General features: G+C 56.4%; 20 protein-coding genes and 3 pseudogenes. 13 read left to right on the top strand and 10 right to left on the bottom strand.

All coding sequences use genetic code 11. From position 1 onward, the window contains the following. Nucleotides 1–14: 14 nt before the first annotated feature. Nucleotides 15–1,703: an SgrR family transcriptional regulator gene (locus GVK32_RS02955; RefSeq protein ID WP_159864978.1), complete on the top strand. Its 1,689-nt coding sequence runs from the start codon at nt 15–17 to the stop codon at nt 1,701–1,703. Nucleotides 1,704–1,956: 253 nt separating this feature from the next. Continuing rightward, nucleotides 1,957–2,988 carry an IS630 family transposase gene (locus GVK32_RS02950; RefSeq protein ID WP_159864975.1) on the top strand — a complete coding sequence of 344 codons (1,032 nt, stop codon included), beginning with the start codon at nt 1,957–1,959 and terminating at the stop codon, nt 2,986–2,988. Nucleotides 2,989–3,007: 19 nt separating this feature from the next. Here GVK32_RS02950 and GVK32_RS02945 read toward each other — a convergent pair. Beyond that, nucleotides 3,008–3,181 (bottom strand): annotated as a pseudogene (locus GVK32_RS02945) (IS3 family transposase); the annotation flags it as partial. Nucleotides 3,182–3,426: 245 nt separating this feature from the next. Beyond that, nucleotides 3,427–3,519 (bottom strand): annotated as a pseudogene (locus GVK32_RS29020) (cysteine ABC transporter permease); the annotation flags it as partial. 487 nt (nt 3,520–4,006) lie between these two features. On the opposite strand from GVK32_RS29020, the gene GVK32_RS02940 reads away from it, so the two are divergent. Together GVK32_RS02940 and GVK32_RS02935 are read left to right on the top strand one after the other, a co-directional pair. Then, a complete protein-coding gene (locus tag GVK32_RS02940; protein WP_200842825.1) occupies nt 4,007–5,383 on the top strand; it encodes a cystathionine beta-synthase in 1,377 nt (458 codons plus the stop codon). 9 nt (nt 5,384–5,392) lie between these two features. Beyond that, the gene (locus GVK32_RS02935; protein WP_159864969.1) at nt 5,393–6,538 is read left to right on the top strand and encodes a PLP-dependent aspartate aminotransferase family protein; all 1,146 of its coding nucleotides are present in this window, start codon (nt 5,393–5,395) and stop codon (nt 6,536–6,538) included. 59 nt (nt 6,539–6,597) lie between these two features. Here the strand turns inward: GVK32_RS02935 and GVK32_RS02930 are convergent, their stop codons facing one another. The 3 genes and pseudogenes from GVK32_RS02930 to GVK32_RS02920 all read right to left on the bottom strand — a co-directional run bounded on the left by GVK32_RS02930 (nt 6,598) and on the right by GVK32_RS02920 (nt 8,462). Then, nucleotides 6,598–6,993 carry a YidB family protein gene (locus GVK32_RS02930; protein WP_159864966.1) on the bottom strand — a complete coding sequence of 132 codons (396 nt, stop codon included), beginning with the start codon at nt 6,991–6,993 and terminating at the stop codon, nt 6,598–6,600. Nucleotides 6,994–7,040: 47 nt separating this feature from the next. Then, nucleotides 7,041–7,490 carry a peptidoglycan-binding protein LysM gene (gene lysM, locus GVK32_RS02925; RefSeq protein ID WP_159864963.1) on the bottom strand — a complete coding sequence of 150 codons (450 nt, stop codon included), beginning with the start codon at nt 7,488–7,490 and terminating at the stop codon, nt 7,041–7,043. A gap of 62 nt (nt 7,491–7,552) precedes the next feature. After that, nucleotides 7,553–8,462: pseudogene (locus tag GVK32_RS02920) on the bottom strand (LysR substrate-binding domain-containing protein). A gap of 99 nt (nt 8,463–8,561) precedes the next feature. Here GVK32_RS02920 and GVK32_RS02915 point away from each other — a divergent pair. Further along, a complete protein-coding gene (locus GVK32_RS02915; protein ID WP_159864960.1) occupies nt 8,562–9,164 on the top strand; it encodes a short chain dehydrogenase in 603 nt (200 codons plus the stop codon). Nucleotides 9,165–9,902: 738 nt separating this feature from the next. Then, nucleotides 9,903–11,306, top strand: a complete 1,404-nt coding sequence (locus GVK32_RS02910; RefSeq protein WP_159864957.1) for a cytosine permease — start codon at nt 9,903–9,905, stop codon at nt 11,304–11,306. Between the two features lie 253 nt (nt 11,307–11,559). Here GVK32_RS02910 and argE read toward each other — a convergent pair whose 3' ends face one another. The 5 genes from argE to GVK32_RS02885 all read right to left on the bottom strand — a co-directional run bounded on the left by argE (nt 11,560) and on the right by GVK32_RS02885 (nt 16,378). Further along, nucleotides 11,560–12,711: an acetylornithine deacetylase gene (gene argE, locus GVK32_RS02905; RefSeq protein ID WP_159865130.1), complete on the bottom strand. Its 1,152-nt coding sequence runs from the start codon at nt 12,709–12,711 to the stop codon at nt 11,560–11,562. Further along, complete coding sequence (locus GVK32_RS02900; protein WP_159864954.1) at nt 12,704–13,378, bottom strand: DUF1028 domain-containing protein; 675 nt, start codon at nt 13,376–13,378, stop codon at nt 12,704–12,706. Before GVK32_RS02900 ends, argE begins: the two co-directional genes overlap by 8 nt. Nucleotides 13,379–13,387: 9 nt before the next feature. After that, entirely contained in the window at nt 13,388–13,810 is a 423-nt protein-coding gene (locus tag GVK32_RS02895; RefSeq protein ID WP_041147244.1) for a RidA family protein, read from the bottom strand. Between the two features lie 28 nt (nt 13,811–13,838). Beyond that, on the bottom strand, nt 13,839–15,104 hold the full coding sequence (locus GVK32_RS02890) for an NAD(P)/FAD-dependent oxidoreductase (protein ID WP_159864951.1): 1,266 nt from the start codon (nt 15,102–15,104) through the stop codon (nt 13,839–13,841). Nucleotides 15,105–15,448: 344 nt separating this feature from the next. Continuing rightward, nucleotides 15,449–16,378 (bottom strand): LysR family transcriptional regulator, encoded by a 930-nt coding sequence (locus GVK32_RS02885; RefSeq protein ID WP_159864948.1) that lies wholly within the window; start codon nt 16,376–16,378, stop codon nt 15,449–15,451. 529 nt (nt 16,379–16,907) lie between these two features. Between GVK32_RS02885 and GVK32_RS02880 the strand changes: the two genes are divergently transcribed. The 7 genes from GVK32_RS02880 to GVK32_RS02850 all read left to right on the top strand — a co-directional run bounded on the left by GVK32_RS02880 (nt 16,908) and on the right by GVK32_RS02850 (nt 25,611). After that, on the top strand, nt 16,908–18,398 hold the full coding sequence (locus GVK32_RS02880; protein ID WP_159864946.1) for an aldehyde dehydrogenase: 1,491 nt from the start codon (nt 16,908–16,910) through the stop codon (nt 18,396–18,398). A gap of 46 nt (nt 18,399–18,444) precedes the next feature. Then, nucleotides 18,445–19,827, top strand: coding sequence for an aspartate aminotransferase family protein (locus GVK32_RS02875; protein WP_159864943.1), 1,383 nt, complete (start codon nt 18,445–18,447; stop codon nt 19,825–19,827). Nucleotides 19,828–20,196: 369 nt separating this feature from the next. Then, the gene (locus GVK32_RS02870; RefSeq protein WP_159864940.1) at nt 20,197–21,213 is read left to right on the top strand and encodes an HlyD family secretion protein; all 1,017 of its coding nucleotides are present in this window, start codon (nt 20,197–20,199) and stop codon (nt 21,211–21,213) included. A gap of 10 nt (nt 21,214–21,223) precedes the next feature. After that, a complete protein-coding gene (locus tag GVK32_RS02865; protein WP_159864937.1) occupies nt 21,224–22,756 on the top strand; it encodes a DHA2 family efflux MFS transporter permease subunit in 1,533 nt (510 codons plus the stop codon). Between the two features lie 23 nt (nt 22,757–22,779). After that, nucleotides 22,780–22,974, top strand: a complete 195-nt coding sequence (locus GVK32_RS02860) for a hypothetical protein (protein WP_159864934.1) — start codon at nt 22,780–22,782, stop codon at nt 22,972–22,974. A gap of 94 nt (nt 22,975–23,068) precedes the next feature. After that, nucleotides 23,069–23,404, top strand: a complete 336-nt coding sequence (locus GVK32_RS02855; RefSeq protein WP_159864931.1) for a hypothetical protein — start codon at nt 23,069–23,071, stop codon at nt 23,402–23,404. 287 nt (nt 23,405–23,691) lie between these two features. After that, nucleotides 23,692–25,611 (top strand): tyrosine-protein phosphatase, encoded by a 1,920-nt coding sequence (locus tag GVK32_RS02850; protein WP_159864928.1) that lies wholly within the window; start codon nt 23,692–23,694, stop codon nt 25,609–25,611. Nucleotides 25,612–25,622 lie beyond the last annotated feature (11 nt).

Raw genomic sequence — 25,622 nt, 5'->3', positions numbered from 1 at the left:
AATGCGGAAAAAACATGTCCTTAAAATCATCCAGACTGAACGACCTGTACATTCGTCTGCAACGACGATTTCATCCAGAAAAGGATGTCCTGGTGATGGTTTCAGATATCACCGAGGTGCTGGGCTGCACATCGCGTAACGTCAGGCTGGTGCTTAAGGAGATGGCCGGGCACGGCTGGGTACAATGGTCACCATCTTCAGGCCGGGGTAAGCAATCCCGCCTTGTTTTCCTGCGCTCTTCTGGGCAAATTTCACAAAGTGAGATCAGAGAGATGCTCGAAAGTGGCAGACTGGCTGAAATGCTGACGCTGGTCCAGGGCGATACGGCTGAACTGGAAAACCAGATTTACCAACATCTGGGCACCGTGATAGAAGGTGAAAATAAAATCGTACGTGTTCCCTGGTACCGGAGCCTGGACAGCCTTGAGCCCTGGAAACCGCAACGCAGGACTGAGCGACACTTGCTGAGGCAATGCTTCTCCGGTCTGACGCGTTATGATGATGAATTAAATAGAGTTGTGCCGGATCTTGCCCATCACTGGGTCAAGAATGAGGGCGCCACACAGTGGGAGTTTTATCTGAGATCAGGATTGAAATTCTCCGATGGTTCGCCGCTGGAGGCAGCAGACATTGAGAAATGTCTCAGTGCCATGATCCGCTCTCCGGTGTTTTCTCGCCTTTATTCGGGTATCGACAAAATTCTGGTGCTGGATAAGCAACGACTGCGCTTTACTCTCAAAAGCACGGATGTTCATTTCGCTGATTTGCTTTCCCATACCTCTGCTCTGGTTTACGGAAGTGCCAGGGGGAAGGTTATCTACTCCGGACCCTGGCTGGTGAAAAGCCATGACGATTTCAATCTGGTCCTAAAAGTGAACCCCTGGTATCACGGACTCCGCCCCGTTATCGATGAAGTCAATATCATGCGGATAGAGTCGGATATTCTTGATATGGGCCGGATCCAGGTCTTTTATCAGGGGATGAACAGTGGCGAAGCTGAAGGGTCAGAAGCAAAAATTGAACGGGGATCGTGCTTTCTGGTCGTCGACGGAAACGGGAGGTTTGCCGATGAAGAAGATCGTATTTTCCTTAATCATGTTCTCCAGCCTGTCGATATCCTCAAAAACTCATCACATCGTAAAAAAATGAATCTTGCCCTGGCTGTCGCTCAGGGGCTTCTCCCTGGCTGGTACCACCGCATCCTCGATATCGTCCCGCCTATCCGCCACAAGATGTATCGTGAGCTGACGCTGGCGACATTCGAGCAGCCAGAACTGGCAAAACATGCGGAAGGGATCGTCAGTATTCTGGAGCGCTACGGGATTAAATGCCGGGTTATCACCCGCTCATTTCAGCAATTTTTTAGCTCTCCGCCTGCAGACATCGACCTCTGGCTCACAAATTTTGTGCTTGATGATGCCAACGAATGTTCACTGAACAACTGGCTCCAGTCAGATCCTATTCTGGAACGCTGCGGGAACGGGTGGGTCAGTGAGAAAAAACGGGTCGCTGACGGTATACGTCGCGGCGAGCTAGCATGCGAAAAAACGCTGGAGCAACTGGTCCGTACTTTTACCTTTTCACGCTGGTTTATCCCTCTGGTTTATCATCGTGTCGACCATGCGCAGATTCGCCACAACTCAGCCTTCAGTAATGAATTAGGATGGGTCAACTTTAGTGATGCGTGGTTTGATATCCGATGAAAAAACATACGCATGGAAACCACATCAGTCTGAGAAATGTAATAGGTCAGCCCTTAGACGCTTTTGATAAACCCTCTAACTGGTGATAGCATTTCAAATCGACATTGCTGCGATGGTCAAAGTCCGCCAATTGAATCGCCACGGATAATCTAAATAGCTGCGCGGAATAGTAGATCACTTAAAGGGAACTCAGCCCGGATTGTGCGATCTGATCAATCGCCAAACCAACCATAATCACCAACCGGACTGAGCGATGACGATCATAGCACCCATTCCACGCGACGAACGACGCCTGATGCAGAAAGCTATCCATAAAACGTGCGATAAAAATTATGCCCGCAGACTCACCGCTATGCTGATGCTGCACCGGGGAGACAGTGTCAGCAATATCGCCAGAACGCTCTGCTGCGCCCGTTCATCCGTAGGACGCTGGATTAACTGGTTTACATTATCTGGGGCCGAAGGTCTTAAATCCTTACCGGCCGGGCGCTCCCGCCGGTGGCCTTATGAACATGTCTGCACATTGTTACGTGAACTTGTAAAACACTCTCCCGCTGATTTCGGCTATCAACGTTCACGCTGGAGCACGGAGCTACTGGCGATAAAAATCAATGAGATAACCGGATGTAAGATTCATGCTGGAACCGTTCGTCGCTGGTTGCCGTCAGCGGGCCTTGTGTGGCGCAGAGCGGCCCCGACCCTGTGCATCCGTGACCCACATAAAGAGGAGAAGATGGCAGCAATCTGCAAAGCACTGGGCGAATGCAGCGCAGTGCATCCGGTTTTTTATGAAGATGAGGTGGACATCCATCTCAACCCCAAAATCGGTGCTGACTGGCAACTACGCGGGCAACAAAAGCGTGTTGTCACGCCAGGCAAGAATGAAAAATATTATCTGGCCGGAGCACTTCACAGTGGTACGGGCAAAGTCAGTTACGTTGGCGGCAACAGCAAGAGTTCGGCGCTGTTCATCGGCCTGCTGAAACAGCTGAAATCCACTTATCGACGGGCAAAAACCATCACACTTATCGTGGACAACTACATTATCCACAAGAGCCGTGAAACACAGCGGTGGCTGAAAGATAACCCGAAGTTCAGCGTGCTTTATCAGCCGGTCTACTCGCCATGGGTGAACCATGTAGAGCGTCTATGGCAGGCACTTCATGACACGATAACCCGCAACCATCAGTGCCGTTCGATGTGGCAGTTGCTGAGAAAGGTTCACCATTTTATGAAAACCGTCAGTCCATTCCCGGGAGGGAAACATGGTCTGGCGAAAGTGTAGCGGTATTCGGCGCAGCTATTTAGACACTTCCGAGCCGTTGATAATACTGGTTTTCATATTCTGTCGGTGACATCTGATCGCTCGAACCATGCCGACGCTTACTGTTATAAAACATTTCGATGTAATCAAAAATATCGCTGCGGGCTTCTTCCCGCATTCCGTAGATCTTTTTCTTTATCCGCTTGCGTTGTAAGCGTCCAGCGAGAACCGTCTGGTCATAATCTGATGTATTCGACAAAGTGGTGTCCACCAAATTGATAGTGGGAACCAAAATGTCAGATATGCACAAAAGTAGTAAGCGTAAACCCAGCGCCGTATGTAGCCATTAAGCCAGTACTGGTAACTTAGACGTCCACCTTTACAGACGGACATCTAAGTATGGAATCCAAATCCTGGCGAAAAGACCCCCCGTAAAAATTATTCGAATGAATTCAAGCTACGTATAAACGCCACGATAAACCCCAGTCCGAGGCCGAGGGCAAACGAAATTAACGTAATGGGAATAGTAAAAACCAGCCCGGCATACAGCATCGGACAGAATGAACTTATCGATAGTGATATAAATTCAGGCACATCTCACCTTTTTCCGGCGCCTGATTAATAAGCCCGGACATAATCGCAAAGCGCTCTAATTGAATAAAATGTTATCATGCACCCAGGCCCTGACGTATCTATCAAAAACGGTATTGAATAGCCGGCTTCGTTATTTGTTTTCAGCCAACAGCTATGCATCAGCAGAGTAAATCGCGCACGTCACCCTGATATTTTCGGCTATATTTTTTTTAACCATCCTTTGCTGAAAAACGCATTTTCGTCGGCACAAAAGGGCATTAATTGCTGAAAATTACGCCAAAAACTCTATTTTTCAGATATCAATACACCCAGGCGGCTAACAACCTTTCCCTCCGGATGGCTAAATAGCATCTTATATTCCATTTCGCTCTTACAGGCGGTTAAATATTCTTTAATTTGCCAAATTCACAGACCTATCATTCGCCATCTCGATACGAATGGGTAAATAGTCATGTCACTCTTTCATTCTGTTAGCGATCTTATCGGCCACACGCCCCTGCTCCAGCTGCACAAGCTCGAAACCGGCCCCTGTAGCCTGTTCCTCAAGCTGGAAAACCAAAACCCCGGCGGTTCTATTAAGGATCGCGTCGCGCTGTCGATGATTAACGAGGCCGAGCGTCTCGGTAAGCTGCAGCCCGGCGGTACGATTATTGAAGCCACCGCCGGTAATACCGGGCTCGGCCTGGCGCTCATCGCGGCGCAAAAGAACTACCGCCTGATCCTCGTCGTCCCCGACAAAATGAGCCGCGAGAAGATATTCCATTTGCGGGCGCTGGGAGCAACGGTGCTGCTCACCCGCTCCGACGTCAATAAAGGCCACCCGGCCTACTATCAGGATTACGCCCGTCGCCTGGCGGAGGAGACGCCGGGGGCGTTCTATATCGATCAGTTTAATAACGAGGCCAATCCGCTGGCGCATATCAGCACCACCGCGCCGGAAATCTTCGCCCAGCTCAACGGCAATATCGACGCTATCGTCGTTGGCGTCGGTTCTGGCGGTACCCTCGGCGGGCTGCAGGCGTGGTTTGCCGAACACTCGCCGAAAACGGAGTTTATTCTTGCCGATCCGGCGGGATCGATCCTCGCCGATCGGGTAGAAACCGGCCGCTCCGGCGAGGCGGGATCGTGGCTGGTTGAGGGGATTGGCGAAGATTTTGTCCCGCCGCTGGCCCATCTCGACGGCGTTCATACCGCCTATCGCGTCACCGACCGGGAGGCGTTTGCCACCGCGCGGGCGCTGCTACAGACCGAGGGCATTCTTGCCGGCTCTTCAACGGGCACGCTGCTGCACGCCGCCCTGCGCTACTGTCAGGCGCAGACGACCGCCAAACGCGTGGTGACCTTCGCCTGCGACAGCGGCAACAAGTATCTGTCGAAGATGTTCAACGACGACTGGATGCGCCAGCAGGGGCTGCTGACCCGCCCCTCACGCGGCGATTTAACCGATTTTATCGCCCTGCGTCATGACGAAGACGCCACCGTCACCGCCGCGCCGGACGACACGCTGGCCACCATCCTTGCGCGCATGCGCCTGTACGACATCTCCCAACTGCCGGTGCTGGAAAACGGCCGCGTCGTTGGCATCGTCGATGAGTGGGATTTGATTAGCCACGTCGAGGGTAACAGCCAGCGCTTTGCGCTGCCGGTCAGAGAGGCCATGACCCGCAACGTCGAAACTCTCGATAAACGCGCGCCGGAAAGCGCGCTAAAAGCCATTTTCGACCGCGGCCTGGTGGCCGTCATCGCCGATAACGATCGTTTTCTCGGCCTGATCACCCGCAGCGACGTGCTGACCACCTGGCGTAACCGACTTGAACACTAAGGATCGTCCATGAAAAATTTAAACACATTAAGCGTACACGGTGGCACCTTTAACGATGCGCACGGCGCCGTGATGCCACCCATTTATGCCACCTCCACCTTCGCACAGCCGGCCCCCGGGCAGCATACCGGCTATGAATATTCGCGCAGCGGCAACCCTACCCGCCACGCGCTGGAAACGACGATTGCCGAACTGGAGAGCGGCTCCCGCGGCTACGCCTTTGCTTCCGGGCTGGCGGCGATTTCCACGGTGCTTGAGCTGCTGGATAAAGACAGCCACCTGGTGGCCGTCGACGACGTGTACGGCGGCACCTGGCGGCTGATCGAAAACGTCCGCCGCCGCAGCGCCGGCCTGCGGGTCAGCTGGGTCAAGCCCGACGACCTGGCGGCGATTGAGGCGGCCATCAGGCCGGATACGCGGATGATTTGGGTTGAAACGCCGACTAATCCACTGCTCAAGCTGGCGGACCTTAACGCCATCGCGGCGATCGCCCGGCGGCACAATCTCATCAGCGTCACCGATAACACCTTCGCCTCGCCGGCCATTCATCGTCCCCTTGAGCTGGGTTTTGATATCGTCGTGCACTCGGCGACAAAATATCTCAACGGCCATTCCGACGTGGTAGCGGGCCTCGCGGTAGTCGGTGACAACCGCGATCTGGCGGAGAGGCTGGGGTATCTGCAAAACGCGGTGGGCGGCGTGCTCGACCCCTTCAGCAGCTTTTTGACGCTGCGCGGCATTCGCACCCTCGCGCTGCGCATGGAACGCCACAGCAGCAACGCGCTGGCGCTCGCCGAATGGCTGGAGCAGCAGCCGCAGGTGGAAAAAGTGTGGTTCCCGTGGCTGGCGTCGCACCCGCATCATCAGCTGGCGCGAAAGCAGATGGCCCTGCCCGGCGGGATGATTTCGCTGGTGGTGAAAGGCGACGATGGCTACGCAGAGCAGGTTATCGGCAGGCTGCGCCTGTTTACGCTGGCGGAGAGCCTCGGCGGCGTGGAGAGCCTGGTCAGCCAGCCGTTTAGCATGACCCACGCGTCCATTCCGCTCGAGCAGCGACTGGCAAACGGTATTACGCCCCAGCTCATTCGCCTCTCCGTTGGCATTGAGGACGCGCAGGATCTGATTGCCGACTGGCAGCAGGCGCTGCGGGCATAAACAATAAACCCGCCTGTCGGCGGGTTTAACTTTTGGCACATCTGCCGCGCACTATGGGCTCAGCTAAACAGCTTGCCTTTAAGCAGGTCCATGCCTTCAGACAGCAGATCCTGCTGTGCAGGCGCTTCGCCTTGCGGAGATAAGCCATCGACAATTTTCGGCAGATACTCGGAGATAAGCGACGAGGCGGTCTGCGGGTCGATCCCGAGCCTGGCCCCGAGATCCTGCAGCGCGGACGATCCGAACACCGAGGTGACCTGGTCACTGGAAACCGGAATATTGCCCTGCTGGCCGATCCAGGATTCAACGATCTCGCCCAGGCCGCCGCTGCGGAATTTTTCGAGGATCCCCTGAACGCCCCCCTGCTGCTGGATCCAGGCCATGATTGCCTGCAGCTGCTCCGCTTTACCGGCCTGGCCGCCGAGCATACCGCCAATTTGATCAAGTAGTCCCATTACCGACTCCGTAACAATAGAGCGTGTATAACGCTGATTTTCCCGCCTTACTTATTCGGGATAATCAGCACCTGTCCCGGATAGATCTTGTCGGGATGCTTTAACATCGGCTTGTTGGCTTCAAAGATTCGCTGATAGTCATTCGCCGAGCCGTACACGGTTTTAGAAATAGCGCTCAGCGTGTCGCCGGATTTCACGGTGTAGTAGCGGCTCTCGGTGCCGCTCTGCGTGACGCTCACGTTGTCGCTGACCTGGGCAATGCCGGTGACGTTACCCACCGCTACCATAATTTTTTCTTTATCCTCCTGCGAGCCGACGTCGCCAGTGACCGTCGCGGTGCCGTCTTCGGCCACGGTGATGCTGACCTTATCCGCGCCGGGGAGATTAAGCCCATCGATATGCTTTTTCAGCTTATCGGCCTGGCTCTCTTTATCCCCGCCTGAAACGGCATCCCAGATTTTCTCGCCCGCTTCTTTCACAAAACTCAATAAACTCATACCAATCTCCTTTTAGCAGAAGTGATCGATGAAGAACGTTCATCAGACCAGATAATAATAGTTCATAAATGGCGCCCGCCCTCGTTCAGCGCGTGCTCGACAAACCGGGTCAGCTTCGGCAACGGGCGAAGATCCTGACGCCAGAGCAGATGTACCGGGCGCGGTTCGGGGGTATAGGCCTCAAGTATGCGGACGAGTTTTCCGCTGGCAAGATCCTCCGCCAGCAGCACTTCCGGCTGCAGCAGCAGGCCGGCTCCGGCGATGGCCGCCATCCTCAGGCCATAGCCGTCGTTGCAGCGGAGGAGCGCATCGCGCCGCCAGCGCACCTCTTGCGTGACGCCCGGTAGCTTCCACTCGTTGCGCGCGGTCCATACCGTATGGGAGAGGCAGAGATGGCCGGCAAGGTCGGCCGGCGTGAGCGGCGTGCCGTGGCGGCTGAGATAGGCAGGGGCGGCTGAGATAGGCAGGGGCGGCGCAAATCACCATCCGGTAGGCGCAGAGATATTTCGCCACCAGGTCGGTTTGGTGAATATCGCCAATGCGGACGGCCAGATCGAACCCTTCATCCACCAGATCGACCAGCCGGTTGGTCAGATCGAGCTCCACGCGCACGTCCGGCCACTGCTGGAGGAAAGTGGCGGTCAGCGGCGCCATGACGCAGGCGCCAAATGAGGTCGGCGCGCTGATGCGCAGCGTCCCCGCGGGCGCCAGCCGCAGTCGTTCAACCGAACTTTCGGCGATCGAGACCTGCTCCAGAACGCGTTTCGCCTCTTCATAGTAGACCCGCCCGGCGTCGGTCAGGCTCTGACGACGGGTATTACGCTCAAGCAGGCGGGTCGCCAGCTGACGTTCGATGAGGGCGATATATTTGCCCACCATCACCGCCGACATCTCCAGGTGCGATGCCGCTTCGGTAAAACTGCCGTACTCCACCACGGCGATAAACGTTTCCATTCCGCGCAGCTTATCCATATTGCGAACCTCTGGTTAGTAATCATCTAACTTTTTGCCAGTTTATCCGATATCCATTTCATTAAAGAATAGAGGCTCACAACTTATCAGGAGTCAGCCATGAAAATCGTCGTTATCGGCGCCAGCGGTACCGTGGGCCGTGCGGTCACCGCAGAACTTAGTCGTCAGCATGAAGTCATTCGCGTCGGTCGTACTCAGGGCGACCATCAGGTTGATATCACCTCCCAGCACAGCGTGCAGGCGCTGTTTGAGAAAACTGGTCAGGTTGATGCGATTGTCTCGGCGAGCGGAAGCCTGTTCTTTGGCCCGCTGGCCACCATGACCGACGAAGATTTCAACCAGGGCCTTCAGGACAAGCTGCTGGGGCAAATCCGCCTGGCGCTCACCGGCCAGCACTATTTGAACGACGGCGGCTCCATCACCCTTATCAGCGGCATCGTGGCGCATGAGCCGATCGCCCAGGGCGTTAATGCCACGACGGTTAACGCCGGACTGGAGGGCTTCGTCCGCGCCGCTGCCTGCGAGCTGCCGCGCGGGATCCGCATCAACCTGATCAGCCCCACGGTGCTGACCGAATCAGCCGCCGCCTATGACGGGTTCTTCCCGGGCTTTATCAGCGTCCCGGCCGCTATGGTGGCCCAGGCGTACCGCCGCAGCGTGGAGGGAGTCCAGAGCGGTCGGATATACACCGTCGGCTACTGATAATTCACCCGTCGCTAATAACCCGCCACGCTGGCGGGTTATTATTTATCTCTGCAGAGGCTATTTCTTCGCCGTTAATCCGCTCAGCGCCAGCGCCACGTGTTTTAAATATTGATCCATCGCACACTATGAATAAATGACTTTTATTGTGAACAACCTCGCATATTTAATTTCCGCGCCGCAGACGACCGCTGCCAGTAGTGACAGGCAATCCTATGATTTATCTCAGATTATATTAAATATTTTTCGGACTTATCGTCATCATCTGGCGAATTAAAGCGGCTTCTATATTCCCTACAATAAATATGTCTTTGCTTTTATTGCAGACCCTCAATCATTCCACGCCGCATCCGCCTGCTCGCAGAATTATCTGACTTAAATTAGCCGCCCAGATTGTTAAATATAAAACAAGCAGGGGCGCAGCATAAACGTCTAAAAATAAGCGGGAGATGGCCGGCCATTAGCCACAATCAGGCCCCGAGCCCTGGGTAAAGCACTTTTTTTTATATCGACGTTCGACATTTTTAATAATTTCCAAAATGATACGAGATTGTGAGAATGGTAAACGAAATGTTATGATGAGTAGATTAGCTGTACTCCTCATTGGAATATCAATCTAACGCTGATTTATACCCATGATGCTTCAGGCGACTTCGTTGTTGGCTGCGTTCGCTCAGCTAGCGGCCTGCTGTTGCCTGAATCATTCACGGTATAGACCCACAGTGATGAGAGAGCACCATGACTAAACATCAACCTGTCAACGTTGAAAATCTCGAAAGCAATACCATCAGACCTATCCCTCTTAATATGCGACACGGCAAACCGGGCGATCTGTTTACCATCTGGTTTGGCTCTAACATCATGCTATTAACCGTTATCACCGGAGCGATGTCGGTCACTATTTTCCATCTTTCTTTTTTCTGGTCTGTCGTTGCGCTGTTTATCGGTAGTCTGGTCGGCGGGCTGTTTATGGCCCTGCATTCCGCACAGGGTCCAAAGCTGGGCGTACCGCAAATGGTACAAACCAAGGGCCAATTCGGTTCCTACGGTTCGGTGCTGGTGGTGTCCATTGTCGTATTAATGTATATCGGCTTTACCGCCTCCAGCCTGGTATTAGGCGGGCAGTCCATGCACGCCATCTATAAGCCGATGAACTCCGACGTGGGGATTATTATCGTCGGCGCCCTGAGTCTGTTTGCCACTATTTTTGGCTATAAGATCATCCACTCCTACGCCAGAATTATGTCGTGGATATCCGGTATTGTGCTGGCCGCGACCTTTGTGTGGATCGTCTTTATCCACGGACTGCCGGTCGATTTTCTCGATCGCGGAGGTTTCAACAAGGTCGGGTTCCTCGGCGCGGTCTCGATTGCCGCACTGTGGCAGCTGGCCTACGCCCCCTATGTCTCTGACTATTCACGCTATATGCCTTACAGCACCAACGACAAAAGCGTCTTTTACGCCAGCTATTTTGGCTGCATATTAGGCTCTTATCTGCCGATGGTTCTCGGAGTGTTGGTGGCAACCAGTATTGGCAATGATGATATTATTCAAGGGATTATTGACCTCACCGGCGGCTTCGGCGCGGTGGTTATCGTGGTGCTGGCGCTGGGGATTGCCGCCACAAACTCGATGATGCTGTACTGCGGCGTGCTCTGTACGCTGACCCTGGGCCAGACCTTTATTGACGGCTGGTCGCCGATGGCCCGCGCAAGGATAATTACCGCTATCCTCACCATGCTCCTTGAAATAGCGCTGGCGATCTATGGTCAGGAAAACTTCCTGTTAATCTATACCAACTTTATTACCGTCCTGCTGTATGTCCTGGTGCCGTGGACGGCAATTAACCTGGTGGATTATTACCTGGTTGCGCACGGCGAATATGATGTCGAATCCTTCTTTAAGCGCGATGGCGGAATATATGGCTACTTTAATGCTACCGCCATCTTCTGCTATCTGTTGGGGATATTAGTTGAGGTGCCGTTTATGTCGACGGCGATTTATACCGGCCCGATTGCAACCGCATTTGGCGGGGCTGATTTATCATGGATTATTGGTCTGCTGGTGGTCTCACCGGTCTATTACTCCCTCTCTAAAGCGAAGGCGGTGAAGAGTATCGCCCTGGTGAAAGAGAAAGTTTAGCGCTTCGCTTTCTTTCCCCTAATAAGTCGAGCTTCAGGAAGGCGGCAGGTGAAGGCTCCGGCCAACGACCATGCGGCTTGAGGGATAACGGGAATATCAGTACGCATTGCTGACTCCGGATAAACCATCCGGAGTTTTTTTATCTCTGGACGGCGACGAAGCAGGCCGCGGGCAGCGCTGAAACAAGAGGACGGTGGGAAAGGAGCAGGTCGGGGGAGATAAAAAAACGCGCCTTAATACCGGCGCGTAAACGTTACGCCAGCGCCATCCAGCGGCGCAGATTACCCAGCATCGTCAGGCACTTCTCCAGCTGAGCGAGGGCAATAAACTCATCCGCCTTATGCCCTTGATCCATGCTTCCGGGCCCGCAGATCAGCGTGGCTACGCCCGCCTCATCGAACAGACCGCCCTCGGTACCGAAGGCCACGGTGGAAAACGCCTCGCTTTGCGCCCACTGCGCCAGCCAGCCGGCAAACTCCGACTGCGGGTCGCTGAGCAGGCCCGGATAGCGGCTGAGCGGGCTAAAGGTAATATCCGCCTGCGGCGCCACCGCCCGCATCGACGTCAGCAGCTCGCCTGCGGCGTAGCCGTGCAGCTCGGCGAGGGTCGGCTCGAGCGAGACGTCCGGCAGATGGCGAATTTCAAAATCAAACTGGCAGCTTTCCGGCACGATATTGAGCGCCGCCCCGCCGTGAATCACCCCAACCTGCAGCGTGCTGTAAGGTGGATCAAAGCGGCTATCCCGGGTTTGCGCCAGCGTTTCGCCGAGCGTTCCTAAACGGGTAATCAGCTTTGCCGCATACTCGATAGCGTTGACGCCGTGGGGCGCGTAGGCCGAATGGCAGGCCTTGCCCTGCACCGTACAGCGCATGGCCAGCTTGCCCTTATGGCCGTAGACCGGACGCATCTCGGTGGGCTCGCCGATGATGCACAGCGCCGGCTTGTCCTTTGAGGCTTTAAGATGGTCCACCAGGCTGCGTACGCCAAGGCAGCCGACCTCCTCATCGTAGGAAAAGGCCAGATGCAGCGGCATGCGTAAAGGTTGGGAGAGAAAGTCAGGAACGGCGGCCAGCACGCAGGCGATAAAGCCTTTCATATCGGTGCTGCCGCGGCCGTAGCAGAGGTCGTCGCGCAGGGTGAGTTCAAACGGAGGCACCGTCCAGCGCTGCCCGTCAACCGGGACCACGTCGGTGTGGCCCGAGAGCATCACGCCCCCCGGCCCCTGCGGGCCAAAGCGGGCGTAGAGGTTGGCTTTTTTGCCTCCCTCATCAAAGAAAAGCCGCGTGGTAATGCCATAACCGCGGAGATACTCATCGATATAGTTAATCAGCTGCAGATTAGATTCGCGGCTGGTGGTGTCGAATGCCAGCAGCGTCGCGAGGATCCGTTTCAGGTCGCTATTCATCACCCGGTACTCCGTAACTGGGGGCCTCCCGCGGGTCGAGCGCGCGCGTAATATAGGCCTGCATCTGCGGCTCATACGCCAGCCACAGCGCGGTAAGCTCGCCAATCGGATCCTGTTCGTGCCAGTCAACCCTCAGGTCAACCAGCGGCCAGGAGTAATCATCCACCACTTTTACCGCCGCAGAGTGCACCGGCCCGGCCTCGCCGCCAAGGGCCAGCCCCGCCTGGAGAGCGGCCAGCAGGCGCGTCGCCATCTCCCCTTCAGCCTGCTGGAATTCGGCAACCATCGCCTCAACCACCGCGGTGCTGGCGAGCATATTGCCGCCAGCAATACAGTTTACCCCTTCGGCAACGTGATAGATGCCGAGAGTTTTATCGCCGCTAAACGAGGCCGTTTCCCCGCTGGCGTTGATAGCGATAATCTGCCGATAGCGGCTGAAATCATCCTCCGCCAGCGCCTTACGCAGCGCCTTTTCCGGCGCCAGCCCCTGCTCCAGCTGGGCAAGCGTCAACTGACCGAGGGCCGGCAGGGTAATGTTCTGGCTGGATACCGCACCGACTCCCGCCAGCAGCCACGGGCAGCGGGCGCCGACGGCAATACTGGAGGAGCTTATGGCGATGCCAAACTGCCCGGTTTCCGGGCAGAATGCCGCGATAGAAAACGTCATGGCGGCTCCTTATTTCACATAGCCATCGGGGATCACGGCAATCACGTCAATTTCCATCAGCCACTGCGGCTGCGCCAGGCCTGAGATAACCAGCCCGGTGGAGATGGGAAACACGCCCTTCAGCCACTTGCCGACTTCCTGATAGACCGGCTCGCGATAGCGCGGGTCGATAATATAGGTGGTGGTTTTCACAATATGCGAAAGGTCGCTTCCGGCCTCTTCCAGCAGTTGCTTGACGTTTTTCATCGCCTGCTCAGCCTGAGCCTGCGGGTCGCCCAGCCCCACCAGATTGCCTTCGAAATCCGTGCCCACCTGGCCGCGCACGTAGACGGTGTTACCGGCGCGTACGGCCTGGCACAAATCGTTGTCCAGGGTCTGATTGGGATAGGTCTCTTTGGTGTTAAACATGCGAATACGGGTATGTGTCGGCATCATTTTTATCCTGATTAAGAGCTACAGTTCAGCGCTGACCGGCATCCCGGTACTGGCTGTATTTCCGCTGGGTGGCGATATGGTCGGCGATGTGCTTCGCGTCGTGCCACACGCCCCAGATAAAGGTCGAACCCCGCCGCGACAGCCACGGCAAGCCGAGGAAATAGACCCCCGGTTCGCTGGAGACGCCGCGCTGGTGCTGAGGGCGATTCTGCGCGTTAAAGGCGTTAACGTTGAGCCAGCCGTAGTCCACGACGTAGCCGGTCGCCCAGATGATGCTCGTCACGCCGGCCTGCGGCAGGTCCAGAGAGAGGATCGGCGACGTCATGCACTGCGGATCGGCTAAGAATTCGCGCGCCGCGGGCTCCAGCGGCAAATCGAGGCCGTTGGCGGCAACGTAGGCGTCAGCGGCGTCCAGCAGCGAGAGGTAGTTTTCATCACCGCGGCGGATGTTGTCGCACAGATCCGCCTGGAAGGTGGCGACGCCGGATGCAAACGCCTTCGTCAGCCCGACCAGGGTGATGCCGCGCTGCGCCAGCTCGCGAAAATCCACCGTCCGCCCGCCGTGGGCGCCGCTCACCGCGATGGTGACATGCTCTTTCCCCGGCTCGCTGGCGGGGGCATCCCACAGGCCCAGCACCCCCAGCCACCAGCAGAAATCCCGGTTGCGGTAGGCGCGCGGCGGCCGGTCGTGGGCGCCGACGGAGAGATAGACCTGGCGGCCCGCGCGCTGGAGCTCATCGGCAATCTGCACGCCGGAGGAGCCGGCGCCAACCACCAGCACCGCGCCGGCGGGCAGCTGCTCAGGGTTGTAGTATTTGGCGGAATGGATCTGATGAATGTCGCCCTCTTTCGGCGCAATCGGCGGAATGACCGGCTTCTGGAACGGCCCGGTCGCGGCAACGATGCGCTGCGCTTCGATCACCCCATCCGTGGTTTCAACGGTAAATCCGGGACGTCCGCTGTTGCGAACCGCGCTTTTTACCTCCACGCCGGTACGCACCGGCAGGGAGAATTTCCTGACGTAATCTTCAAAGTACTGCGCCACATCATCCTTAGGAATAAAGCTATCCGGCTGGCCACCTTTAAACTCCATTCCCGGGAAGCGGTCGTGCCACGCCGGGCCGTTCGCCACCAGCGAATCCCAGCGCCCGGTACGCCAGGCCTCAGCGATACGGTTTTTCTCGATAACCAGATGCGAGATCCCCAGCTGGGTCAGATGCTCACTCATGGCAATACCGGCCTGACCCCCGCCAACAATCAGCGTATCAATTTGTGTTTTTTCTACGGTCATAAATGTGTCCTTCGAATGGAGTTCAATCGCCAGGAATAAACCACTGCGCAGGACCGAGGTTAATAAACAGTAACAAACAGGTAAATTATTATAAATTTAGAACCTGAGAATAAAATAGTGATGCAGAGCGCAGCACCTTGAATATACAAGGTAAAGCGGGTTTTAGCGTGAAATATTCGCCGGATAATTTTGTGCTTAGCGCTTATTTAGCGATGCGGCGGGAGGCAACCCGAGAGGATATAAAAAATATATGCAGAGTATCGTTTTTTTATATTCAGAAAATAAGCCGCCAAATATAAAAAGACCCGCACGGGCGCGGGCCGCTGCGCTGAATAAAACTCCGATCAGGCCACCCGTGCCGCCTGCTCTGGCGGGCTGAGCACCGCGTTTCGGCAATATTCCATAAACAGTTTGGCGGGGTTAGTGGGCTCGCTGCTGCGCAGATGGGCCATCACCAGCGTCGAGTTGGCCATCTCATCCTGAATCTCGACGCAGCGCACCTGCTGCCCGTCGTAGGTGATATCAGAAACCGGGCGGGTCACCAGAACCGAAAAGCCCAGCCCCTGGCCGACCATGCAGCGCACCATCTCAATCGACGGCGAACTGTAGGCCACCTGAGGGTTGTAGCCTTTGTCTTTGAAAATACTGATGAAATAGTTACGGCTAGGGACAACGTCCAGCAGCACCATCGGCAGGTGACTCAGCTCCGACAGCTTGACCGACGCCCGCTGCGCCAGCGGGTGATTTGCCGGCAGCAGCGCGTAGGGCTTTTGCGGTGCGTTCAGGCTCTCGGTCTGAATCGAGATATCCAGCTCGAGATCGTACATAAACGCCAGGTCAAAGCGACCGCGGTGCAGGCCGTGGGCAATTTCATGCTGCTCGCCATCGTAAATTTTAATGGTGATATCCGGATAAATGATCTTAAACCCGGCGATAAGCGACGGCAGGTAGAGCGGCGCCGCGGTCTCGAAGCAGCCGATAGAAACAATCCCCGACACCAGCTCATTATCCGCCCTCGAGTTTTGCTCGAACTGGTACGAGAGCCGGAGCAGTTCCTTCGCTTTCTCATAGAAGCGCTGTCCGCTGGAGGTCATGGAAACCCCCTGCGCATGGTGGCGAATAAAAAACTGCTGCTCAAACATATCTTCCAGGGTTTTCACCGCGATGGAGATAGAGGGCTGCGCGATATGGAGCTGCCGGGAGGCTTCGGCAATGCTCTCCGCTTCGACAACGGCCACAAAATATTTGAGCTGTTTCAGGGTGAAATGGGGCATGCGATACCTTATTTTTTGTTGGCAAAGAGATGAGCTGAATAGGATTAAACGATGCTCCCCCTCGGGCGCAACCCCGCCGACAAATAAAGATCAACAATCCGACACCGGTCAGGTTTTTACAGAAAATTAACATGAAGGCGTAAAGAAAACGGCGACGCCGTCACGGGGATGCGGCTTTATGGCGGTGGCTAAAAAGGCCGGATATATTTTTTTAGTTCCTTACAGGCCATTCTAAGAACATTAAATATGGTCATGAATAGCATAACCATCGACCGTCAAAAACCGACGATAAAAATAAAAACCATTTAATTACATGACATTAAAATCACCAATAGCAGATTCCTTTAAGCCATATCACACAAAGCGTCATCGGCAGAATCCGCGCGCCGGCGGCTCCCTGCCAGGCTAACAAAGTTTTTTATGGAGGTTACCTAGATTTTTAGTCCTTTCTCACTTCTCCCCCCTCCGGCATCATGAATCAACGGCAACAAATAAATAACAATTACGCAACACGATAACGGAGAGGCTTATGACCGACAGAAACTTTTGGCACAGCAGGCTGCAGGCGCAGCGCTTTATCGGCCATGCCATTGTCGATGGCCAGCCCTACGTCGCCCAAAGCCGCCGCGTTTTCCCGGTTATCAATCCCGCCTCCAACGCGCTGCTCGCCGAGGTCACGGCGCTTCAGGCAGAAGATATTGCTGTCGCGGTCCAGTCTTCCCGTAAGGCCTTTGACTCAGGCATCTGGTCAGGGCTCTCCGCACAGGCGCGCAAGGCCGTTCTGCTGCGGCTGTCGGGGCTGATCCTCGAGCATCGCGAAGAGCTGGCGCTGCTGGAGAGCGTCAGCATGGGCAAACCGGTCAACGATGCGCTAAACGTCGACGTTCCTGGCGCGGCGCACGTTTTCACGTGGTACGCCGAAAGCGTGGATAAGATTTACGACGAGGTGGCCCCCGCCAGGAAAGGCTCTCTCGCCACCATCACCCGCGAAGCGATTGGCGTCGTGGCGGCCATAGTGCCGTGGAACTTCCCGCTCGACCTCGCCTCGTGGAAGCTCGGCCCGGCGCTGGCGGCCGGTAATAGCGTGATCCTCAAGCCTTCGGAGAACTCGCCGTTTTCGGCGCTGCGTCTGGCGGAGCTGGCGCTTGAGGCGGGCCTCCCGGCGGGCGTACTGAACGTCGTCACCGGCCTGGGGACCGAAGCCGGCAGCGCCTTAGGCCTGCATAACGACGTCGATACCATCACCTTCACCGGCTCTACCGCCGTCGGCAAAGCCTTTATGGCCTACTCCGCGCAGTCCAACCTGAAGCAGGTCTGGCTGGAGTGCGGCGGCAAAAGCGCCAATATCATCTTCGCCGACTGCAGGGATCTCGATCTGGCCGCCGAAAAAGCGGCTTTCGGCATCTGCTTCAACCAGGGCGAGGTCTGCTCGGCTAACTCTCGCCTGCTGGTCGAGCGGACGATTTACGCCGAATTTATCGCTAAGCTGCAGGAAAAAATGCAGGCGTGGGCGCCCTCTCACCCCTTTGAGCCCGCTGCCAAAATGGGCGCCATGGTCAGCGCGGCGCATGCGCAAAAAGTCATGAGCGCCATCCGCGCCGCCGAACGCGCCGGCGCCCGCGTGCTCCTCGGTGGTCGCGAGATTGAGATCGACGGCGTCGCGAACTACGTGGAACCGACGCTGATTGAAGCCGCGGATACCACCTCCTCCCTGTGGCAGGAGGAGATTTTCGGCCCGGTGCTTGCCGTCATGCCTTTTGACGACGAGCAGCAGGCCGTCACCCTCGCCAATCAGCACATCTACGCCCTCGCCGCCTCGGTGTGGACCGACGATCTCCATCGCGCCCATCGCGTTGCCGGAATGCTTAACGCCGGGACCGTCTCGGTGAATACCGTCGATGCGCTGGACGTCAGCGTGCCGTTTGGCGGCAATAAGCAGTCTGGCTTTGGCCGCGACCTGTCGCTGCACGCCTTTGACAAATTCACCAGCCTCAAAACGACCTGGTTCCAGTTTCGCTAGCACCCGGCAGCTTTCGCATTTAGATCCCGCTTACAGGAGAGAGAAGATGACTACCCCGAATAACCCGCAGCGCAGCACCACGGACTACCAGAGCGCCGATGCCGCGCATCATATCCACGCCTTTCTCGACCAGAAGGCGCTGAACGCCGAGGGGCCTCGCGTTATGGTCCGCGGGGAGGGCCTGTACCTTTGGGATAACGACGGCAACAAATACCTCGACGGCATGTCCGGCCTGTGGTGCACCCAGCTAGGCTACAGCCGCCAGGATCTGGCGGATGCGGCGGCGGCGCAGTTCGCTAAGCTGCCGTATTACAATATGTTCTTCCATACGACCCACCCGACGGTAATCGAGCTCTCCGAGCTGCTGTTCAGCCTGCTGCCGCCGCACTACAGCCACGCGATTTACACCAACTCAGGTTCTGAATCGAACGAAGTGCTGATCCGCACCGTTCGCCGCTATTGGCAGATCCTCGACAAGCCGCAGAAGAAGGTAATGATTGGCCGCTGGAACGGCTATCACGGTTCAACCCTCGCCGCCACCGCGCTGGGCGGGATGAAGGCGATGCACACCATGGGCGGCATGATCCCCGACGTGGCCCATATCGACGAGCCCTACTGGTACATGCACGGCGGCAGCCTGACGCCGCACGAGTTTGGCCTGCGCTGCGCCGGCCAGCTCGAAGAGAAAATACTCGAGCTGGGCGCGGAAAACGTGGCCGGTTTTATCGCCGAGCCGTTCCAGGGCGCGGGCGGGATGATTTTCCCGCCGGAAAGCTACTGGCCTGAGATCCAGCGCATTTGCCGGAAGTACGACGTCCTGCTGTGCGCCGATGAGGTTATTGGCGGCTTTGGCCGCACCGGCGAGTGGTTCGCGCATCAGTACTTCGGCTTCGAGCCGGATACGCTGTCCATCGCCAAAGGGCTGACCTCTGGGTACGTGCCGATGGGCGGCCTGGTGCTGAGCAAGCGCATGGCGGAAGTGCTGGTTGAGAAAGGCGGCGTCTTCGCCCACGGTCTGACCTACTCCGGCCACCCCGTTGCCGCCGCGGTGGCGATCGCCAACCTTAGAGCGCTGCGTGACGAAAACCACGTCACCAACGTGCGCGACAACACCGGCCCGTATCTGCAGAAAACGCTGCGCGAGGTCTTCGACAATCACCCGCTGATCGGCGAAGTTCAGGGTACGGGCCTCGTCGCGGCCCTGCAGTTCGCGGAAGATAAAAGCACCCGCCGCCGCTTCGCCAATGAGAACGAGCTGGCCTGGCGCTGCCGCACCATCGGTTTTGAGGAGGGAGTCATTATTCGCTCGACGCTGGGGCGGATGATCATGGCGCCGGCGCTGATCGCCGGACGCAGCGAGCTGGATGAGCTGGTCGAGAAGACCAAACGCGCTATTGACCGTACGGCGAAGGAAGCCGGCCTGCTGTAAATCACCCTCTTCCCGCCGGCGCCGCCACAGGCGCCGGCGGGTCCTGCCCTTCTCTCGATAAATAAAGCAATTAGCCCGCCAAAACGCGCGCCCGCTAATTTCCGCGCAAACAAACGCCCCGCCTGCGGTTTATTTTTAAACTACAAATAGCACGTGCTGCTTAGTTTATAATAAGCTTGCTAACTATTATTTAACTTCATCAACAACCTCTGGCGACATTCACTCATTGCCGATCGATCTACTCTGCAAGATATAGCGGTGCGTATCGCTATTTATGCTGTGCCATGAAATATCGAACCCCCGCCCGGCGCCCGAAGAGCGACGCCCGGGCCCGGCTATCGATATCGCCATAATAAAGAGACCCGCAATATGAATATTAAAAAGCTGCGTTTAATGCTGCTGCTCGTCGTACCTGCTCTGGGGCTGGCTGCGGGCGGCTGGTGCTATTTTGCCAACGGTCACTACGTTGAAACGGATAATGCCTACGTGAAGGCCGATAAAACCGATATCAGCGCCGAAGTCGCGGGTCGGGTGGTAAAGGTGCTGGTGAAAGAAAACCAGCACGTGAATAAAGGCGAGCTTCTGTTCAGCGTCGATGCCAGACCCTATCAGCTCGCCGTTGCCGAGGCGGAATCGGATCTCAATAGTACGATCATCGATTTGAAAACCATTAAGTCGCAGTATCAAAGCAAGCAGGCCAATATTCAGGTGTCTCAAAGCCAGCACGAGTACGCTCGCCGTGAAGAGGCGCGCCTGCATCGTCTGAACGGGCCAGGCTACGTCTCGGCCTCCGATCTGGACGGTGCGCATCAGAAAACGCTGCTTATGGCCCTTGAGGTCAACATGTTGAAGAAGCAGCTCCAGGAAGTGGCCGACAGCTTTGGCGGGGATATTAATATGCCGCTCCAGCAGCACCCGCGTTATAAGAAAGCGCTGGCTGAGCTCAATACGGCCAAAAATAATCTGCGCCACGTTAATGAATACGCTCCCGCCTCCGGCACTATAACCCGGGTATTGCAAACCGGCGAATACGTGCAGGACGGTACCACGGCGATGCTTTTAGTCTCCGATGCCAACCTCTATATCGAGGCCAATTTTACCGAGAAAGATCTGACCCATATTCGCAATAACCAGCAGGCGGAGATCAGCGTTGATTATGCCCCGGGCGTGACCTGGCACGGCAAGGTCAGCAGCATCAGTCCGGCCACCGGCGCGGAGTATGCGGTAATACCCGCCGAAAATGCCACCGGTAACTGGGTGAAGGTGACCCAGCGTATTCCGGTACGTATTCACCTGCAGACCGATGCCCGGCAGCCGCAGCTGCGGGCGGGCCTGAGCGCCACCATTAAAATTGACACCCGGTCTGACGCCGGCCGTGCGTCGTAACGAGGTGACTATGTCCGATACCACCCTCGCCCCGCCGCGTAAAAGTAGCGCCGTCGATCGCCGCCTGCTCATCACCTTCTCGGTGATGCTGGCGACCATCATGCAGGCGCTGGATACTACGATTGCCAACGTTGCCCTGCCGCATATGCAGGGCGCGATGGGAGCCACTCAGGATCAAACCTCGTGGGTGCTCACCTCCTATATCGTCGCCGCGGCCATCGCCATGCCGTTGACCGGTTTTATCTCCGCCCGCATCGGCCGCAAACGTCTGTTCGTTATTTCGGTCATCGGCTTCACCGTCGCCTCGATGCTGTGCGGCGCCGCCCAGTCGCTGAATCAGATTGTGCTCTTTCGCCTGCTGCAGGGGATTTTTGGCGCCAGCCTGGTGCCGCTCTCGCAATCGGTGATGTTAGACAGCTGGCCGCCGGAGAAACAGGGCTCCGCGATGGCTATGTGGGGGATGGGGGTGATGGTTGGCCCGATCCTCGGCCCGGCCCTCGGCGGCTGGCTGACCGAATACTACAGCTGGCGCTGGGTGTTCTATATCAATATTCCCTTCGGCGTCCTCGCGTGGCTGGGCATTAGTACCTTCGTCACCGAAACGCCGATCGATAGCACCCGCCGGTTCGATCTGCTGGGCTTCTTTTTCCTCAGCGTTGCCATCGGCAGCCTGCAGCTCTTCCTCGATCGCGGCGAGTCAAAGGCGTGGTTTGCCAGCGGCGAGATAATCACTGAAGCGGTGCTGGCGGCGCTGACGCTGTATCTGTTTGTGGTGCATATTTTTACGATTAAAAAACCCTTTATCGACCCGGCGATCTTCCGCGATAAGAACTTTGTCGTCGGCCTGCTGTTCAGTTTTGTGGTCGGGACGATCCTGCTGGCGACCATGGCGCTGATGCCGCCGCTGCTGCAGGGGCTGATGGGGTATCCGGTCATTGACGTCGGCCTACTGATGACGCCGCGCGGTTTTGGCACCATGTTCAGCATGATGCTGGTCGGGCGAATGGCGGACAAAGTCGACATGCGCCACGTCATTACCGTGGGGATCGTCATTATGGCGGCTTCGCTGTGGATGATGACGCGCTACGCCATGTGGATGAGCCCGTGGGATATCGTCAGCTCCGGCGTGGTGCAGGGCGTGGGGATGGGATTAACCTTCGTGCCGCTTTCGACGCTGACCTTCTCCACGCTGCAGCCGCAGTATCGCACCGAGGGCACCGCGCTCTATTCGCTGATTCGCAATATCGGCAGCAGCATCGGTATTTCGGTGGTGACGACCTATCTGGCGCAGCAGTCCCAGCGTAACCACATGCTATTTTCCGGCTTTATTAATCCGTTCAATAAGGCTCTGCAGCACGATATGCAAACGGGCGCTTACAATATTCATCACCTGCCCGGGCTAGTGGCCATTAACGGCGAGGTCACGCGCCAGGCGATGGTGCTGGCCTATTATCAGGACTTCCGCCTGATGATGTTCCTGTGCTTTATTTTAGTGCCGCTGGTGCTGCTATTTTCAAAACCCGTGAGGCATCCCGCCAAATAAAAATCGCGGCGCAGAATCTGCGGATGATCGGCTTCCCGGGCGGCTCTTATGGTGCGAAAAGCGACGCGGGCGACAACTATAAAGGCTACTTCGGCGGCCTCGGCTATAACCTCACCGAACATAACGCGGTGAAGGTGCTGACGTATGTCCAGGATAACAACATCTACCTTGATGAGGCCGATAAGCGCATCCTGCTGGCCTGGCAATACCCGCTCTGATATCCGTCAGCCGGAGGCGGAAGGCGCCTTCGGGATGACATCCCGCTTCTTTAGCGGGTACACTACGCCTCCAGTACACCCTCTCAAGTCACCCATGCTGAAGAAACTACGCTTTATTGTTCCACTCCTGGCGCTGGCAACCCTGGCCGTCTGGTGGTTTACGCCACGCTACTCTGAAGAAGACGAAGCCTACTATCGCTCGGTTTTCTGCCTTATCGATCATCACGACAGCCGCGCATTCCTTCACGATATGGAAAGTATTGTCGAAGGCGGTAATTCGGATTATGCCCTGCACAAGATCCGCTACATTCCGGCTCTGGGTGAAAAAATGCTGCAAACGTGGCAGCAGCTTAGCCCGGATGAGCAACGCGAGAGCAGCGAAGACCGGCAGCGCTGCTATCAGCTGATGCGCGAGAAGAAGCAGGATTAAGCCAGCCGCAAGCCTCGCTGAGAGAAGATAAATCTCACCGAAGGATTAGCTGGCTAACGATAATTTACAATCACATCCTGCGCTCAGCGCCGGGATATTCACGTTTAAAATAGCGTTTTATAGCTCCGAGGCCGGTTATTTTGTTTTAAAAACTCCGTTCAAATCCTGAATAAAAACGTATCAATGCCGATAAAAATATTCGACTGAAATATTTTTGTCATATTCCATAATCATATTAAAACCCCTTAACAACCAAACGATTATAAAACTTAATACTGGGGTTGATTTTGCTTAGACATATTCCACCTGCTTTATCCGCGATCGCTATCATCGTTTCCGGCGCACTCTATGCGGCACCAATAAATACACCAACGCTCACCAGCATCGATAATTTTCGCGATATTGCCGGTACCTCCTCGATTTATACCACCAGCCATGACGGCACAATGCGCTCCGGCGTCTTTTATCGCTCTAACGCGCTCACGTTGTCTGCTGCCGATCGCACCACCCTGGGTTCACTCGGCATCAGCGACGTCTACGATTTGCGCACCGCCAGCGAAATCGCCGCCAGCCCGGACGTGATGCCGGACAATGCCGCCTATACCCAGATCGATATCATCGGCAACGGGACCTCAGGGAGCAATATCACCACTATTTCCGTCGCCAGCGCGGCCGAAGCGAAAGCGATGATGCAGCAGGCTAACGTCTCATTTGTCAGCGATGCCGGAATGCGCGCTCAGTTTGCAACCCTGTTTAACGATCTTGCCGGTGCCGAAGGCGCTGCGCTGTTCCACTGTACCGCCGGTAAGGATCGTACCGGCTGGACCGCCGCGATGCTGTTGAGCATCGCCGGTGTAGAAAACACCACGATCATGGAAAACTATCTGGCGACCAATGATTATACCCACCAGCGTATTGCGGCAACTCTCGCAGCGATGCCGCAGTCAATGGCCGCAATCTACGAGCCGCTGCTTGGCGTAGACGCCAGCTACCTGCAGGCCGGGCTGAATGAAATCGCCAGCCGCTACGGCTCGGTGGATAATTACTTGAAGGAGGGGCTGGGGCTATCGCAGGCAACGATCTATGTTCTGCGCGCAAAAATGGTGCGCTACGCTCAGCTACCGGGACAAAGCGAGCTACGCGGAAACGCAGCTCAGGGCGCGGCGCTGCTGAATGCGCTGCAGGATAGCGAACTATCAGGTCGCTATACCGCTTATAACAACTATCTGCAGTCCGCCATAGACGCCGGAACCCTTGGCGGAGTCGAATCACAGGTCGGCGGGCAAATTTATGCTGATACTGCCAGCTATCTGTTACGCAGCACCTCACGGCTGGATCGAGCTTTGACGCCAAATATCGATAGCCGCCAGCTACGGGACGGCGAAGGGAAGCTGTGGCTGACCGCGCTGAACGGCTATCTCGATAGCAAGGGTTCTGCCAGCGCCGCCAGCAGCAACGAGCATACTACCGGCACCTTGCTGGGCTACACCCAACGCGTAACCTCCCGGCTCAGCGGCTACGGCACTTTGGGCTATAGCTGGGGTTCAGTGGGGGGCGCCAATGCCGAGGCCGATGCCAACACTACCCTGCTGGGGGCTGGCGCGCGCTACGCCTTCGAGGATCTCTCCCACGGTCCCTTTGCTGCCGCCGATCTGAATGCGGGCTGGGTCGATTATAGCAGCACCCGTCGCCTGGGCGGCGGGTTGGGTAACGCCACTGGCGACACGCACGGTCAGCTGTTTGGCGGCACGCTGCGCCTCGGTTACGTCAGCCCGTTTGATTTTGTCAGCGTTGAGTCATCCATCGGCACACGTCTGACCCATCTGCAGATGGATACATTTCACGAAAGCGGCAGCGAACTGGCGCTAGACGTTAGCGGCGTGAACGAAAATAGCAGCAGCGGTCTCGCGAATCTACATGTTGCTTTCAATCCGCAAAGTAGCGGCGGCTGGACCCTGACGCCGGCGGTGAATATCGGTTACGAGCACACGTTCAGCGGCCCGTCGGTACGAACCGCGGGGCAAATTTATGGCTATCAGGTTTGGCAAAACGCCGCCTTCAATAGCCGTGATATCGTCAATGCGGGGGGCAATATTGCCATGAATCGCGGAGCGCTGAGCCTGAATCTTGGCGGCCAGGCAGAAGTCACCAACGGCAGTAACAGCCACGGCTTCAGCGGGAACCTAACCATGGCGTACGCCTTCTAGCTCGCAGGGCC

It is taken from the genome of Klebsiella sp. 18074 (assembly GCF_902705905.1).
GTDB lineage: Bacteria > Pseudomonadota > Gammaproteobacteria > Enterobacterales > Enterobacteriaceae > Klebsiella > Klebsiella terrigena.
This window is presented reverse-complemented; position numbering and strand designations above follow the sequence as displayed.

Coding starts and splice junctions, on each gene's coding strand:
- GVK32_RS02955 (WP_159864978.1), top strand. CDS start 15: ATGTCCTTAAAATCATCCAGACTGAACGACCTGTACATTCGTCTGCAA.
- GVK32_RS02950 (WP_159864975.1), top strand. CDS start 1,957: ATGACGATCATAGCACCCATTCCACGCGACGAACGACGCCTGATGCAG.
- GVK32_RS02935 (WP_159864969.1), top strand. CDS start 5,393: ATGAAAAATTTAAACACATTAAGCGTACACGGTGGCACCTTTAACGAT.
- GVK32_RS02930 (WP_159864966.1), bottom strand. CDS start 6,993: ATGGGACTACTTGATCAAATTGGCGGTATGCTCGGCGGCCAGGCCGGT.
- lysM (WP_159864963.1), bottom strand. CDS start 7,490: ATGAGTTTATTGAGTTTTGTGAAAGAAGCGGGCGAGAAAATCTGGGAT.
- GVK32_RS02915 (WP_159864960.1), top strand. CDS start 8,562: ATGAAAATCGTCGTTATCGGCGCCAGCGGTACCGTGGGCCGTGCGGTC.
- GVK32_RS02910 (WP_159864957.1), top strand. CDS start 9,903: ATGACTAAACATCAACCTGTCAACGTTGAAAATCTCGAAAGCAATACC.
- argE (WP_159865130.1), bottom strand. CDS start 12,711: ATGAATAGCGACCTGAAACGGATCCTCGCGACGCTGCTGGCATTCGAC.
- GVK32_RS02900 (WP_159864954.1), bottom strand. CDS start 13,378: ATGACGTTTTCTATCGCGGCATTCTGCCCGGAAACCGGGCAGTTTGGC.
- GVK32_RS02895 (WP_041147244.1), bottom strand. CDS start 13,810: ATGCCGACACATACCCGTATTCGCATGTTTAACACCAAAGAGACCTAT.
- GVK32_RS02890 (WP_159864951.1), bottom strand. CDS start 15,104: ATGACCGTAGAAAAAACACAAATTGATACGCTGATTGTTGGCGGGGGT.
- GVK32_RS02885 (WP_159864948.1), bottom strand. CDS start 16,378: ATGCCCCATTTCACCCTGAAACAGCTCAAATATTTTGTGGCCGTTGTC.
- GVK32_RS02880 (WP_159864946.1), top strand. CDS start 16,908: ATGACCGACAGAAACTTTTGGCACAGCAGGCTGCAGGCGCAGCGCTTT.
- GVK32_RS02875 (WP_159864943.1), top strand. CDS start 18,445: ATGACTACCCCGAATAACCCGCAGCGCAGCACCACGGACTACCAGAGC.
- GVK32_RS02870 (WP_159864940.1), top strand. CDS start 20,197: ATGAATATTAAAAAGCTGCGTTTAATGCTGCTGCTCGTCGTACCTGCT.
- GVK32_RS02865 (WP_159864937.1), top strand. CDS start 21,224: ATGTCCGATACCACCCTCGCCCCGCCGCGTAAAAGTAGCGCCGTCGAT.
- GVK32_RS02860 (WP_159864934.1), top strand. CDS start 22,780: ATGATCGGCTTCCCGGGCGGCTCTTATGGTGCGAAAAGCGACGCGGGC.
- GVK32_RS02855 (WP_159864931.1), top strand. CDS start 23,069: ATGCTGAAGAAACTACGCTTTATTGTTCCACTCCTGGCGCTGGCAACC.